This is a genomic window from Mycobacterium sp. SMC-8 (assembly GCF_025263565.1).
Classification (GTDB): Bacteria; Actinomycetota; Actinomycetes; order Mycobacteriales; family Mycobacteriaceae; genus Mycobacterium.
Map to the genome: position 1 here is coordinate 2,864,238 of NZ_CP079865.1, position 13,610 is coordinate 2,877,847.

A 13,610-nucleotide genomic window follows, 5' to 3' on the forward strand; every position below is an offset into this window, starting at 1 on the left:
ACCATGACTGTGTACGCCCGCCCCGGGGCCGACGGCTCCCTGATGTCGTTCAAGCCCCGCTACGACAACTTCATCGGCGGCCAGTGGGTGGCGCCGAATGCCGGACGCTACTTCGAAAACCCGACGCCGATCACCGGCCAGCCCTTCACCGAGGTGGCCCGCTCCGACGAGTCCGACATCGAGAAGGCGCTCGACGCCGCCCATGCCGCGGCGCCGGCCTGGGGCAAGACCTCGGCCGCCGAACGAGCCGTGATCCTGAACAAGATCGCCGACCGCATCGAGGAGAACCTCGAGTCGATCGCGCTGGCCGAGTCGTGGGACAACGGCAAGCCGATCCGGGAAACCCTCAACGCCGACATCCCGCTGGCCGTGGACCACTTCCGGTACTTCGCCGGCGCGATCCGCGCCCAGGAGGGCTCGCTGTCGGAAATCGACGACGACACCGTCGCCTACCACTTCCACGAGCCGCTCGGCGTGGTCGGCCAGATCATCCCGTGGAACTTCCCGATCCTGATGGCGGTCTGGAAGTTGGCCCCCGCGCTGGCGGCCGGCAACGCGATCGTGCTCAAGCCCGCCGAGCAGACCCCGGCCTCGATCCTGTACCTGATGGAAGTCATCGGCGACCTGCTGCCCGCCGGCGTGGTCAACGTGGTCAACGGCTTCGGCGTGGAGGCGGGCAAGCCGCTGGCGTCGAGCAACCGGATCGCCAAGATCGCGTTCACCGGTGAGACCACCACCGGCCGGCTGATCATGCAGTACGCCTCGCAGAACCTGATCCCGGTCACCCTGGAGCTCGGCGGCAAGAGCCCCAACATCTTCTTCAACGACGTGATGAACGCCGCGGACAACTACCAGGACAAGGCACTCGAGGGTTTCACGATGTTCGCCCTCAACCAGGGCGAGGTGTGCACCTGCCCGTCGCGCTCGCTGATCCAGGCCGACATCTACGACGAGTTCCTCGCGCTGGCCGCGATCCGCACCAAGGCGGTGCGGCAGGGTGATCCGCTCGACACCGAGACGATGATCGGGGCGCAGGCCTCCAACGACCAGCTGGAGAAGATCCTGTCCTACATCGAGATCGGCAAGAGCGAGGGCGCCAAGGTGATCACCGGCGGCGAGCGCGCCGAGCTGGGCGGTGACCTCAACGGCGGCTACTTCGTCGCGCCGACGATCTTCACCGGCAACAACAAGATGCGCATCTTCCAGGAGGAGATCTTCGGGCCCGTCGTGGCCGTCACGTCCTTCACCGACTACGACGACGCGATCTCGATCGCCAACGACACCCTCTACGGATTGGGCGCCGGCGTGTGGAGCCGTGACGGCAACACGGCCTACCGCGCGGGCCGTGACATCAAGGCCGGTCGGGTGTGGACGAACTGCTACCACCAGTACCCGGCGCACGCCGCGTTCGGTGGCTACAAGCAGTCCGGCATCGGCCGCGAGAACCACAAGATGATGCTCGACCACTACCAGCAGACCAAGAACCTGCTGGTGAGCTACAGCGACAAGGCCCTCGGGTTCTTCTGATCCGCTGACCGGACGCACATTCGCACGGACCCCCCTCGGTCCGTGCGAATGTGTGTTTCGGGGGAGGCACCGTTGACGGCCGGCGATGGTATCCCAGCGCGTTTTGACCTGCGGCGACGCCCGCAGGTAAGCTCCATCGTTGGCGTGCGCCGGCCTTCGGTCGTCGGTCGCCTCGGGTCCCTGCCGGTCGCCGAGGCGGATGGTATGCACACGCCTGACCGGCACCTGGGAGTCGATCCCGGGATCCATCCGAGAAAAGAGTAGGTAACGCTGTGTCTACGTACACGCCGAAGGCGGGTGACACCACGCGCTCGTGGTACGTCATCGACGCCACCGACGTGGTGCTCGGCCGGCTCGCCGTCGAAGCAGCCAAGCTGCTGCGCGGCAAGCACAAGCCGACATTCACGCCCAATGTCGACGGCGGTGACTTCGTCATCGTGATCAACGCCGATAAGGTCGCCATCAGCGGCGACAAGCTCAACAACAAGTTCGCCTACCGGCACTCGGGGTATCCCGGCGGTCTGCGCAAGCGCTCCATCGGCGAGTTGCTGCAGAAGCACCCGACCCGCGTCGTCGAGAACGCGATCACCGGCATGTTGCCGCACAACAAGCTCGGCCGTCAGGTCCAGAAGAAGTTGAAGGTGTACGCCGGCCCGGACCATCCGCACGCCGCTCAGCAGCCGGCCGTGTACGAGATCAAGCAGGTGGCTCAGTGACATCCGAAATCGGAACCGAGACCGAATACACCGACGCCCCCGAGGCCGTCGAGACCGCTGACTACAGCGTCGAGGCCGACGCCGACGTGGCCGCCCGCGAGCCCGTGCTGATCGACCGTCCGATCCAGACCGTCGGCCGCCGCAAGGAGGCTGTCGTCCGGGTCCGCCTGGTCCCCGGCACCGGACAGTTCAACCTCGACGGCCGCACCTTGGAGAACTACTTCCCGAACAAGGTGCACCAGCAGCTCATCAAGGCGCCGCTGGTGACGGTCGACCGCGTCGATCAGTTCGACATCTACGCCCACCTCGACGGCGGCGGCCCGTCCGGCCAGGCCGGCGCGCTGCGCCTGGCCATCGCGCGCGCGTTGATCCTGGTCCAGCCCGAGGATCGTCCGGCGCTGAAGAAGGCCGGCTTCCTCACCCGTGACCCGCGTGCCACCGAACGCAAGAAGTACGGACTGAAGAAGGCCCGCAAGGCGCCTCAGTACAGCAAGCGCTGACAGTTTCACGTCCCGGCGCCCGGTCTGCTCGCGATGCGAGCGGCCGGGCGTCGGTCTTTTGTGCGTGCGCCGAAATGTGTCCTGTCACACATCACTATTTCAGGAAAGCACAGCGGTCCTATGTGCAGGAATGTCACGCAAATAGTTAATTAGGCACGCACCGGTACCCGCTTTCGCGCAGCGGCGCGGTTTGAATTCGGTCGGCGGGGTACGTAACCCTCGAAATCTGGAGCCAGGGCGCGTCACTGCGTCGGCGAGACCTTCTCGCCCCCGGCTCCGCGAAAGCAAAGGAGTGATTGATGAACTTCGTCAAGAACGCCGCAGCGGGTGCCGTCCTCGGTGGATCGCTGCTTTTCTCCGCCGGCCTCGGATTGGCGCATGCCCAGCCGGCCGACCCCGCACAGCCCGCCCCGGCCGCCGACGGCCTGGTGAACCTGACCATCGGGGACGTCACGCTGGCTGAAGGCGTGACCGTCGACAGGGCCGCCGCCGCGGCCGCCGCGATCTGTGGCGCGGTGCCCGCTGATGTGACCACGACGGCGACGCGGGTCGACGCAGACGGTGTCCAGCAGACGGTGTGCTCCGGACTGCCGGGTGGTGACCTCCTGGTCACCCAGAATGTGGCCGCCCCGGCGGCTCCGGCAGAGTCCCCTGCCCCGCAGGCGCCGGCCGAGGAGGCTCCGGCCGGGGAGGCGCCGGCTGAGGAGACTGCGCCTGAGGGTACCTCCGGTACCGGCGAGGGCCTGGGCGCCCCCGAGGGCACCGGGGCCGGCGAGGACGGCAACTCGCCGCTGCCCAGTGAGAACGACGAAGGGTAATTGACCCTCTTCTCGCCGCCCGCATCCGCGACAGGGTGCGGGCGGTGAGCCGTTTTGGGGCCGGAAACGCAACTGTGGCGTGGATAATCACGCCGAGGCGGAATTGGCTCGGGAGCCCAGACCTGTGAGAGGTTGTCACGATGGCTCGACTGTTCGGCACTGATGGGGTGCGCGGCGTCGCCAACCAGGACCTGACCGCCGAGCTGGCGATGGCACTGGGGGCGGCGGCGGCGCGGCGACTCGGCAGATCCGGTGAGACCCGCAGGCGAGTCGCTGTCGTCGGACGTGACCCGCGGGCCAGCGGTGAGATGCTGGAAGCGGCCGTCATCGCCGGGATCGCCAGCGAAGGTGTGGACACCCTGCGGGTCGGGGTGTTGCCGACACCGGCGGTCGCGTACCTGACCAGCGCCTACGACGCCGACTTCGGGGTCATGATCTCGGCGTCGCACAACCCCATGCCCGACAACGGCATCAAGATTTTCGGTCCCGGCGGCCACAAACTCGACGACGCCACCGAAGACCGCATCGAGGAGCTGGTGCGGCAGGGCCCCGGCGCGCGCCCGACCGGCGCGGGCGTCGGCCGGGTCGTCGATGCCGACGACGCCCTGGAGCGCTACCTGCGCCACGTCGGCAAGGCGGCGACCACGCGGCTCGACGCGCTGACCGTGGTCGTCGACTGCGCCCACGGAGCCGCCTCGGATGCGGCCCCCCGCGCCTACCGCGCCGCGGGCGCCAACGTCATCCCGATCCACGCCGAACCGGACGGCCTGAACATCAACGACGGCTGCGGATCAACCCATATGCAGGCACTGCGCTCGGCGGTGGTCTCCTACGGCGCCGACCTCGGCCTGGCCCATGACGGCGACGCCGACCGGTGCCTGGCCGTCGACGCGCACGGACGCGTCATCGACGGTGACGCGATCATGGTGGTGCTCGCCCTGGCGATGCAGGAAACCGGCGAGCTGACCTCCGACACCCTCGTCGCGACCGTGATGAGCAACATGGGGCTGCACCTGGCGATGCGGTCGGCCGGCATCGAGGTGCGCACCACCGGCGTCGGCGATCGCTACGTGCTGGAGGAACTGCGCGCGGGTAGATTCGCCCTCGGCGGCGAACAGTCCGGGCACATCGTGCTGCCGAGCTTCGGGACCACCGGAGACGGCATCGTGACGGGTCTGCGTCTGATGGCCAGGATGGCTCAGACCGGCCGCGGCCTCGCCGACCTCGCCGAACCGATGCAGACGTTGCCGCAGGTGCTCATCAACGTCGCGGTCGCCGACAAGGCGACCGTCGCCGACGCGCCGTCGGTGCGCGACGCGGTCGCCAGCGTCGAGGCCGAGCTCGGGGACACCGGCCGAATCCTGTTGCGTCCCTCCGGAACCGAACAGGTGGTCCGCGTCATGGTGGAGGCCGCCGACGAGGACACCGCTCGACAGATGGCGGCGCGGGTGGCGGAGTCGGTCAGCGCGCAGAGCTGAAACCCGCGGGAACCGGCTGGGCCCCGCCGGCGTCCAATCTCATATGGGAACTTCAGGCGCGGCCCGTGTCGACACGGCGGCGGTGCGTGCGATCGCGCGCGAATACGAGACGGCGGCGTCGATCCTCGACTCAACGGTGCGCCACCACCTGAGCGGTCTTGCGTTCGACGGAGCGACGGCGGGTCGCGCTCACGTCGCCCACGGTGATGCGTTGCGCGACAAGCTGTCCGACGTCGTGACCACGCTACGCGAGTGGTCGCGAGCAGCGCAGGAGATCGCCGCGGCACTGCGTGCGTCAGCGGACCGCTACCAGGCCGCCGACCTGCGGGCCGCCGAGCGGTTGGGCTAGCGGCTATGACCGGGAACCCGGATGTCGCAACGCGTTTGGACCAGGGGCGGGCCGCGGTGGACACCGTGGCGCACTACGTGTGGGCATGCCGCCAGCTCGGTTATCAACACCCCGACCTGACGATGCACCCGGCGCAGGTGCCCGACTGGTACAGCACTGAAGACGGAATGGATCTGATGGTGCTGCGGCGCGACTGCGCCGCGCTGGAGGACTCGGCGCGCGCAGCCCAGGATGCCGCCGACGTCCAGGGACGGCAGCTCACACAGTTGTCGGCGGCGTGGCACGGTCCGGGTGCCCAGGCCGCCGGCGATTTTCTGCGCCGCCACGACGAGGCGTCGACCGCCGCTGTGGCGGCGCTGCGCAGCGCGGCGCACACGTTGGCCGCGTTGGGGGAGAACCTCTGGCAGGCGGTGGGGGACAAGGCCGACGCCGCCACCGGCGTCGAAGGACGCGCCGCCGCCTCGCGCGCCGAGTGGCTCGCGGCGGCTGCGACGGTGACCACCGGTGTCGGGGACCGCGCCGCGGCCAGCGAGCTGGTGGATCAGGCGGTGAGGCCCTTCGTCGCCGGCACGGTCGCGACCGACTGGCTGTCGGCGATGCGACAGTCCGTCGCGGCGGTGTCGGCCGCCTTCGAGCGTTCGGTGGCCGAGATCGGCGCTGGGATGCCGCCTGTGTTCGGCATCCCCGGCGACCTGGGGCCGGTGTGGACCTCGTCGGTCACCGAGAGCTGCGACGAGGACGCTCGGTGCCCGCAGCCGACCGCCGCACCGGTCGCCGCCGCCGTCCCCGCTTCCTCGGCTCCCGCTGCTGCCGCACCTGCCGCACCTGCCGCTGCCGTCGGGTCTCCCGCTGGTGTCCCGGCTCCCGGCCCGGCCACCGTGCCGTCGGCATGGACCGCGCCCGAAACCCCAATGCCCGCAACGTCGTTCACTCCTCCCGTGGCACCGCCGGTCACGCCGCCGGCAGGCGCGGGGCCGGGGTTGGGGGCTGGAGCCTTCCCCGACGTCGGCGGGGGATTGTCCGGGGTGGGCCGACAGTTCGCCGACACGCTGAGCGGTCTGCTGGGTGGGAGCGGCCTCCCGGACCTCCCCGACCCTCCCGAACCACCGGGCCTCGACGCGCCCGACCTCGACGAACCGGAGCTCGACGAGCCCGAACAGGCCGCGGAAGACGAAGAGAAAGAGGACAAAGAGGAGAAAGAGGACAAAGAGGAGGAGGCCGCACAGGACGGTGTCGCGGCGGACGCCCAGCGCGCCACGGACGTCGCGCCTGAACCCGCCGAGGAACCGGATGAGCCCTGCGAGCCTGCGGTGCCCACCGCGGTGCCGGCACCCCCGCCCGCCGAACCACCACCGCCGGCCGAACCGTTACCCCCGGCCGCCCCGGTCGCCGGGGAGCAGACACCGTGTGAGATCGCCGCCGGCGAAGTACCTCAAGTCGGAGAGCCGGCGGGGTAGCGTCACCCGGCGTGAGATTGCGTATCGCGGAGGCCGTGGCGCTGTTCCTGCTCGGCGCCACGGCGGCGCTGATCGGCGATCACAGCCACGTCGTGACCGGGACGACCGTCTACTACACCGACGCGGTGCCGTTCATCTGGAGCAGTCCCCTGTGGTTTCCGGTTCTGGTCGGGGCGGCGACGGTGTCGCTGGCCGAGTTGCGGCTGCGCCTGCCCGCGCCCCGGTCCGACGTCACCGCCCGCCGGGCGCTCGCCGGCATCGCCGCGGTCGTGGGCGCCTACGTCACCACCGCGCTCGTGCACACCGCCCCGACCGTCCCGGTCACCGCACTGATCGGCGCGGCGGCGGTCATCATCTGGTGTGTACTCGGTGACGGACCGGGCGCGGCCTGCGGGACCGTCATCGCCGTGATCGGCCCCGCCGTGGAGATCGCGCTCGTGCATATGGACGTGTTCGCCTACCACCCGGCGTCGGACGGTCTGTTCGGCGTCGCGCCCTTCCTGGTGCCGCTGTATTTCGCCTTCGGTGTGGTCGCCGCGCTGATCGGCGAACTTGCAGTCGCTCGGCGGCCACAGGCGGGCCCGCCGGTGTGCGACACCGTCAGCCGCGCGCCAGGTGGCGACTGATCACCAACCGCTGAATCTGGTTGGTGCCCTCGAAGATCTGCGTGATCTTCGCTTCGCGCATGAACCGCTCCACCCGGTAGTCACGGGTGTAGCCGGCGCCGCCGAGCACCTGGACGGCGTCGGTGGTCACCTTCATCGCCGCGTCGGTGGCGGTGAGCTTGGCGACCGACGCGTGCCGTGAGTACGGCAGCCCCGCGTCGCGACGCCGCGCGGCGTCCAAGTAGGTGGCCCGTGCGGCATCGACCGCGGCGGCCATGTCGGCCAGCAGGAACGCCAAACCCTGATGATCGATGATCTTGCGGCCGAATGTCGTTCGCTGCTGGCTGTAGTCAACCGCTTCGTCGAGCGCGGCCTGGGCCAGCCCGACCGCGACCGCGGCGATGCCGAGCCGCCCGGAATCCAGCGCGCTGAAAGCGATCTGCAGACCCTGGCCCTCGGCCCCGATACGGCGCTGTGCGTCGATGAACGCGTTGTCGTAGTGCGCGGCGGTTGTCGGCACCGCGTGCAACCCCATCTTCTCCTCCGGTCTCCCGAAGGTCAGCCCTTCGGTGTCCCTGGGAACCAGAAAGCACGAGATGCCTTGCGGGCCTTCGCCGGTGCGGGCGAACAGATTGTAGAAGTCGGCGATACCGCCGTGGGTGATCCACGCCTTCGCGCCGTTGATGCGGTAACCGCCGTCGGCGGCGACGGCCTTGCAGGCCAGCGCGGCGGCATCGGATCCGGCCTGCGGTTCGGACAGGCTGTAGGCGCCGATCGTCGATCCGCCCAGCATCTCGGGAAGCCAGCGCTGACGCTGCTCGTCGGTGCCGAAGCTCATCAGCGGGTGGCAGGAAAGACTGTGCACGCTGACCGCGACGGCCACCGCCGCCCATCTGGCGGCGAGCTCTTCGAGCACCTGCAGATACACCTCGTAGGGCTGGCCGCCACCGCCCCACTGTTCGGGGTAGGGCAAGCTCAGTAGCCCCGCTTCACCCAGCGTCGCGAACACCCCTTCGGGGTAGGTCTCGTCTTTCTCGTGCTGATCGACGATCGGGTCGAGCACCTTGTCGGCGATCTGCCGGGCGAGGTCGATGAGCTCTCGCGCTTCGTCGGTGGGCAGGAGACGCTCGACAGCCATACGCAGGACAGTACTACAGGACAGCTTCTAGTACTATCGGCTCGGTGACCAGGCCCGCGTTCGCCACCCCGCGCCGCACCGAGTTGTTCGACGCGCTCACTGCGCTGTTTCTGGCCGAGGGCTTCGCGCATCTGACGCTGGACGAGATCGCCGCGCGCCTGCGGTGCTCGAAGTCCACGCTGTACACGCTGGCCGGCAGCAAGGAACAGCTCGTCCAGGCGGCCACGGTGCATTTCTTCCGGACGGCGACCGAATCGGTCGAAGCCACGGTGGTCGCCGTCGCCGGGGCCCGGGATCGCATCGCGGCCTATCTGAGCGCGGTGGGCGCAGCCCTCGACCCGGCATCAGATCAGTTCATGTCGGATCTGGATGCGTTCCCGCCCGCCCGCACCATCTACGAGAAGAACACTCGCATCGCCGCGCGCCGGGTCCAGGAGTTGATCGCCGACGGTGTCGCCGCCGGGGAGTTCCGGGACGTCCATGCGGCGTTCGCGGCCGATCTGGTGGCCACGGTGATGGTGCGCATCCAGCAGCGCGTGGTGCGGGACAACACTGGACTCGACGACGCCGACGCCTACCGTGAGCTTGCCGCCATTCTGACCGGCGGCATCCAGGCGTGAGTCAGGGCAGCAGGTTCTGCAGTTCCTCGACGAACTTCATGGTCTCGCGCCGGTCGCCGGAGAGCGGGTGGACCAGCATCGTCGTGACACCGGCTTCGGCGTAGGCGGCCAGCCGCTCCTTGACGAACCCGGCCGGGCCGACCAGCGACACCTGGCGCACCAGCTCGTCGGGCACCGCGTCGATGGCCTCGGCCTTCTTGCCCGCCAGGTAGAGGTCCTGGATGTGGTCGGCTACCTCGCCGAAGCCGTACCGGGTCGCGAGGTTGTGATAGAAGTTCTTACCCCGGGCGCCCATGCCGCCGATATAGAGCGCCAATTGTGGCTTGGCCCAAGCCAATCGGTCATCGACATCGTCGCCGATCGCCAGGCTGGCGCTGACCATCACATCCAGCGGACCCAGCTTTTGGTCACGGCGGGCCGCGCCCGCGCGCAGCGCGTCGCCCCACACCTCGTCGGCCTTCTCCGGGTAGAAGAACACCGGCTGCCAGCCCTCGGCGATCTCGGCGGTCAGCTCCACGTTCTTCGGCCCGAGGGCGGCGATGGTGATCGGGATGCGTTCGCGCACAGGGTGATTGATCAGCTTCAGCGGTTTGCCGAGGCCGGTGCCGCGGTCTGCCGGCAGTGGCAGCTGGTAGTGCTTGCCGTCATAACTCAGCCGCTCGCGCCGCCACACCTGTCGGCAGATCTCGACGACCTCGCGGGTGCGGCCCAGCGGTGCGTCGAACGGCACCCCGTGGAAGCCCTCGACCACCTGCGGGCCCGACGTGCCGAGACCGAGCCGGAACCGGCCGTCGGAGACGTAGTCGATGCCCGCGGCCGTCATCGCCATCAGCGCGGGGGTACGGGTGTAGATCGGCACGACGCCGGTGCCGAGCTCGATCCGCGAGGTCCTGGCGGCCAGGAAGCCCAGCTGGCTGACCGCGTCATAGGAGTACGCCTCGGCCACCAGCGCGATGTCGACCCCGATCTTCTCGCATTCGACGACCTCGTCGACGGCTTCAAGAAACCCGCCGGCATAGCTGAGGAAGATCCCGGTCCGCATCGCAGGAGACATGGACCAGGTATAGCACCCAACCGGTTGGTTGGGAAATTCCGGCCCGGGGTCAGGGTTTGAGGAGGGCGACGACCTTGTTCTCCAAGTCGACCGGGTCGTCGGCGAACGGATCCATCACCGTTGCCTTCGGCAGCTCGGCGTGCGCGTCGGCGAAATCGCGGTAGGTCTTGTCGCCGGCCAGCGTGTGCAGCAGGAAACCGGTCATCAGCGCACGCACGATCTTCTGTGTGCCCCGGTTGGCGCCCGGTAGTCCCACCACGGTGGCCAGTCGCCGGCCCTCGACCAGACCGCCGGACTTGGTGTTGGAGGTGGCTCGCAGCGTCGCGCTCTTCCACGCCCTGGCCATCTCCACCGCGTTGGACCGCAGCGTCATCGGGTCGCCGGGATCGGTCAGGATCAGGCCGGGAACCGTCAACCCCGCGGCCGGCGCTTCGGCCGGAGGGCTGGACACCGTCGGATACGCCGCGACCACTCCCTGCGGCTTGACCGGAAGACCCGCCGCCGCGAACACCGCCGCCGACGCCCCGAACCCGTGCCCGACGACGCCCAGCTTGTTCGGGTGCACGCTGATCTCACCCGGACCGAGGCGCACGCCGGTGATGATGTCGAGCGTCGTGCCGAGGTCGTAGGCGAGATTGAGCACCGACGGCGCCAGGCGGGTCTCGGTGTTGGGGGCCGCGGCCACGATTCCCCAGGAAGCCAGGTGCTCCAAGGTTCCGTGGTAGCGGTCGGCCGATGTGATCCAATCGTGGGCGAACGCCACGCCGGGCAGATTCTTGCCCTCCGCCGGGGTGTACACGACGCCCGGTGGGCCGGCAAAGGCCAGGTCACCGCGCAAAACCCGGTGCGGTCCACGGCGAGTCAACGCGGCAAAGAGCTTCTTCGTGCTGGCCACCCGATGACCGTAGCCCAACCGGCCCGGGGCGTCTTCTGCCGTACCCTGGTGGGCTATGTGCGGAATCGTCGGCTATGTCGGGCAGCGCCCTGCCTGCGACATCGTCGTCGACGCGCTACGCCGCATGGAGTACCGGGGCTACGACTCCGCCGGCGTCGCGCTGCTCGACGGAAAGGGCGGACTCACCGTGCGCCGAAAGGCGGGCCGGCTGGCCAATCTGGAGGCCGCCCTCACCGAGAGCGGAGCCGACCACCTGGTCGGCGCGACCGGGCTCGGTCACACGCGGTGGGCCACCCACGGCAGGCCCACCGACCGCAACGCCCACCCGCACCGCGACGCGTCCGGCAAGGTCGCCGTCGTCCACAACGGCATCATCGAGAACTTCGCGCCGCTGCGCGCCGAGCTCGAAGCCGCCGGCGTCGAGTTCGCCAGCGACACCGACACCGAGGTCGCCGTCCACCTGCTCGCCCGCGAGTATGTGCACGGTGAGACGGCCGGAGACTTCCCCGCGTCAGTGCTGGCGGTGCTGCGCCGCCTGGAAGGCCATTTCACGCTGGTGTTCGCCCACGCCGACGATCCCGGCACCATCGTGGCCGCGCGTCGCTCGACACCGCTGGTGCTCGGCGTCGGCGACGGCGAGATGTTCGTCGGCTCGGACGTCGCGGCGTTCATCGAGCACACCCGAGACGCGGTGGAGCTGGGTCAGGACCAGGCCGTCGTCGTCACCGCGGACGGCTACCGGATCACCGACTTCCACGGGGCCGACACCCAGGACTACCGCGAGTTCCACATCGACTGGGACACCTCGGCCGCCGAGAAGGGCGGCTACGAGTACTTCATGCTCAAGGAGATCGCCGAGCAGCCCGCCGCGGTCTCCGACACGCTGCTCGGCCACTTCGCCGACAACCGGATCGTGCTCGACGAGCAGCGACTCTCCGACCAGGAGCTGCGCGACGTCGACAAGGTCTTCGTGGTGGCCTGCGGCACCGCCTACCACTCCGGGTTGTTGGCCAAGTACGCGATCGAGCACTGGACCCGGCTCCCGGTGGAGGTCGAGCTGGCCAGCGAGTTCCGGTACCGCGACCCGGTTCTGGACAGCCACACCCTCGTCGTCGCGATCTCGCAGTCGGGCGAGACCGCCGACACCCTGGAGGCGGTCCGGCACGCCAAGGAGCAGAAGGCCAAGGTGCTGGCCATCTGCAACACCAACGGCAGCCAGATTCCCCGCGAGTGCGACGCGGTGCTCTACACCCGCGCCGGGCCGGAGATCGGGGTGGCGTCGACCAAGACGTTCCTGGCCCAGATCACCGCGAATTACCTTGTCGGACTTGCGCTTGCGCAGGCCCGTGGCACCAAGTACCCCGACGAGGTGGCGCGCGAGTACCACGATCTGGAGGCCATGCCCGAGCTGATCTCGCGGGTGCTGGACACCGCCGAACCGGTGGTGCAACTGGCCAAGCAGTTCGCCGCCTCGCAGACGGTGCTGTTCCTGGGCCGCCACGTGGGCTATCCGGTGGCGCTCGAGGGCGCGCTCAAGCTCAAGGAACTGGCGTACATGCACGCCGAGGGCTTCGCCGCCGGTGAACTCAAACACGGTCCGATCGCGCTGATCGAGGACGATCTGCCGGTCATCGTCGTGATGCCGTCGCCGAAGAACGCGGCCACGCTGCACTCCAAGCTGCTGTCGAACATCCGCGAGATCCAGGCCCGCGGCGCCGTCACCATCGTGATCGCCGAGGAGGGCGACGAGGCGGTGCAACCCTACGCGGATCACCTGATCGAGATTCCGGCGGTGTCAACGCTTTTCCAGCCTCTGTTGTCGACCATCCCGATGCAGCTGTTCTCGGCCGGGGTGGCCCAGGCCCGCGGTTACGACGTGGACAAGCCGCGAAACCTGGCGAAGTCGGTCACCGTCGAGTAGTAACACGCGGCGCTGTTTCGGCGATACACCTCTTAATGAGCCGTTGAACAGCAGCGGTGGCCGCCGCGGGGCGTCAGAACCACGCTAACCGTCGGCATGGCTGTGCACGCATGTATTTCTAGAAGCCGGGGGACGGCAATGACTTCATCTGGTCAGACGTACAGGGGCAGGTTCACTGTCACACCGCGCCGCGACGGCGACCTGCTGGTGTTGCACGTGGCGGGCGATCTCGACGTCCTCACCGCACCCACCTTGGTCACGCATCTGGACGTGGCACTGGCGGACTCGCCGGCGGTCCTGATCGTCGACATCACCGACGTCGGGTTTCTGTCGTCGGCCGGCATCAGCGTGCTTGTCGAGACCCACCGGCTCACCGAACGCGCGAACATCTCCCTGCGCGTCGTCGCCGAGGGGCCCGCGACCAGCCGTCCCCTGCACTTGATGCGGATCGACACGGTCATCGACCTGTACCCGACGGTCGAAGACGCGCTGCGCGGCCGGCAGCGCTGAGCTCAGCCTATCCACGTACCGT

The 13,610-nt window shown here is 68.9% G+C and carries 14 protein-coding genes; 11 read left to right on the forward strand and 3 right to left on the reverse strand.

Annotated features, from left to right (window positions below; all coding sequences use genetic code 11):
• The first annotated feature begins 3 nt into the window (after nt 1–3).
• The 8 genes from adh to KXD97_RS14010 all read left to right on the forward strand — a co-directional run bounded on the left by adh (nt 4) and on the right by KXD97_RS14010 (nt 7,471).
• Nucleotides 4–1,527 (forward strand): aldehyde dehydrogenase, encoded by a 1,524-nt coding sequence (gene adh / locus KXD97_RS13975; protein ID WP_260757451.1) that lies wholly within the window; start codon nt 4–6, stop codon nt 1,525–1,527.
• A 272-nt stretch (nt 1,528–1,799) separates the two neighbouring features.
• Nucleotides 1,800–2,243 carry a 50S ribosomal protein L13 gene (gene rplM, locus KXD97_RS13980; RefSeq protein WP_260757452.1) on the forward strand — a complete coding sequence of 148 codons (444 nt, stop codon included), beginning with the start codon at nt 1,800–1,802 and terminating at the stop codon, nt 2,241–2,243.
• Between the two features lie 86 nt (nt 2,244–2,329).
• A complete protein-coding gene (gene rpsI, locus KXD97_RS13985) occupies nt 2,330–2,743 on the forward strand; it encodes a 30S ribosomal protein S9 (RefSeq protein ID WP_260757962.1) in 414 nt (137 codons plus the stop codon).
• A 299-nt stretch (nt 2,744–3,042) separates the two neighbouring features.
• A complete protein-coding gene (locus KXD97_RS13990; protein ID WP_260757453.1) occupies nt 3,043–3,561 on the forward strand; it encodes a hypothetical protein in 519 nt (172 codons plus the stop codon).
• Between the two features lie 140 nt (nt 3,562–3,701).
• On the forward strand, nt 3,702–5,039 hold the full coding sequence (gene glmM / locus KXD97_RS13995) for a phosphoglucosamine mutase (protein ID WP_260757454.1): 1,338 nt from the start codon (nt 3,702–3,704) through the stop codon (nt 5,037–5,039).
• A gap of 43 nt (nt 5,040–5,082) precedes the next feature.
• Nucleotides 5,083–5,388, forward strand: a complete 306-nt coding sequence (locus KXD97_RS14000; RefSeq protein WP_260757455.1) for an ESX-1 secretion-associated protein — start codon at nt 5,083–5,085, stop codon at nt 5,386–5,388.
• 5 nt (nt 5,389–5,393) lie between these two features.
• Nucleotides 5,394–6,845, forward strand: coding sequence for a hypothetical protein (locus tag KXD97_RS14005; protein WP_260757457.1), 1,452 nt, complete (start codon nt 5,394–5,396; stop codon nt 6,843–6,845).
• Nucleotides 6,846–6,856: 11 nt separating this feature from the next.
• The gene (locus KXD97_RS14010) at nt 6,857–7,471 is read left to right on the forward strand and encodes a hypothetical protein (RefSeq protein WP_260757458.1); all 615 of its coding nucleotides are present in this window, start codon (nt 6,857–6,859) and stop codon (nt 7,469–7,471) included.
• On the opposite strand, the gene KXD97_RS14015 is transcribed toward KXD97_RS14010, so the two are convergent.
• Complete coding sequence (locus tag KXD97_RS14015) at nt 7,446–8,588, reverse strand: acyl-CoA dehydrogenase family protein (RefSeq protein ID WP_260757459.1); 1,143 nt, start codon at nt 8,586–8,588, stop codon at nt 7,446–7,448. The two genes, KXD97_RS14010 and KXD97_RS14015, sit on opposite strands and share 26 nt — an antisense overlap.
• 35 nt (nt 8,589–8,623) lie before the next feature.
• Between KXD97_RS14015 and KXD97_RS14020 the strand changes: the two genes are divergently transcribed.
• Nucleotides 8,624–9,208: a TetR/AcrR family transcriptional regulator gene (locus KXD97_RS14020; protein ID WP_260757963.1), complete on the forward strand. Its 585-nt coding sequence runs from the start codon at nt 8,624–8,626 to the stop codon at nt 9,206–9,208.
• A 1-nt stretch (nt 9,209) separates the two neighbouring features.
• Here KXD97_RS14020 and KXD97_RS14025 read toward each other — a convergent pair whose 3' ends face one another.
• Both KXD97_RS14025 and KXD97_RS14030 read right to left on the reverse strand, forming a co-directional pair.
• Nucleotides 9,210–10,250, reverse strand: coding sequence for an LLM class F420-dependent oxidoreductase (locus tag KXD97_RS14025; RefSeq protein ID WP_260757964.1), 1,041 nt, complete (start codon nt 10,248–10,250; stop codon nt 9,210–9,212).
• A gap of 61 nt (nt 10,251–10,311) precedes the next feature.
• Nucleotides 10,312–11,157, reverse strand: a complete 846-nt coding sequence (locus KXD97_RS14030; protein ID WP_260757461.1) for a dienelactone hydrolase family protein — start codon at nt 11,155–11,157, stop codon at nt 10,312–10,314.
• Nucleotides 11,158–11,212: 55 nt separating this feature from the next.
• On the opposite strand from KXD97_RS14030, the gene glmS reads away from it, so the two are divergent.
• Together glmS and KXD97_RS14040 are read left to right on the forward strand one after the other, a co-directional pair.
• On the forward strand, nt 11,213–13,078 hold the full coding sequence (glmS, locus tag KXD97_RS14035) for a glutamine--fructose-6-phosphate transaminase (isomerizing) (RefSeq protein WP_260757462.1): 1,866 nt from the start codon (nt 11,213–11,215) through the stop codon (nt 13,076–13,078).
• Between the two features lie 138 nt (nt 13,079–13,216).
• A complete protein-coding gene (locus tag KXD97_RS14040) occupies nt 13,217–13,588 on the forward strand; it encodes an STAS domain-containing protein (protein WP_260757463.1) in 372 nt (123 codons plus the stop codon).
• Nucleotides 13,589–13,610 lie beyond the last annotated feature (22 nt).

Coding starts and splice junctions, on each gene's coding strand:
- glmS (WP_260757462.1), top strand. CDS start 11,213: ATGTGCGGAATCGTCGGCTATGTCGGGCAGCGCCCTGCCTGCGACATC.
- adh (WP_260757451.1), top strand. CDS start 4: ATGACTGTGTACGCCCGCCCCGGGGCCGACGGCTCCCTGATGTCGTTC.
- KXD97_RS13990 (WP_260757453.1), top strand. CDS start 3,043: ATGAACTTCGTCAAGAACGCCGCAGCGGGTGCCGTCCTCGGTGGATCG.
- KXD97_RS14015 (WP_260757459.1), bottom strand. CDS start 8,588: ATGGCTGTCGAGCGTCTCCTGCCCACCGACGAAGCGCGAGAGCTCATC.
- KXD97_RS14000 (WP_260757455.1), top strand. CDS start 5,083: ATGGGAACTTCAGGCGCGGCCCGTGTCGACACGGCGGCGGTGCGTGCG.
- KXD97_RS14005 (WP_260757457.1), top strand. CDS start 5,394: ATGACCGGGAACCCGGATGTCGCAACGCGTTTGGACCAGGGGCGGGCC.
- glmM (WP_260757454.1), top strand. CDS start 3,702: ATGGCTCGACTGTTCGGCACTGATGGGGTGCGCGGCGTCGCCAACCAG.
- KXD97_RS14040 (WP_260757463.1), top strand. CDS start 13,217: ATGACTTCATCTGGTCAGACGTACAGGGGCAGGTTCACTGTCACACCG.
- KXD97_RS14025 (WP_260757964.1), bottom strand. CDS start 10,250: ATGCGGACCGGGATCTTCCTCAGCTATGCCGGCGGGTTTCTTGAAGCC.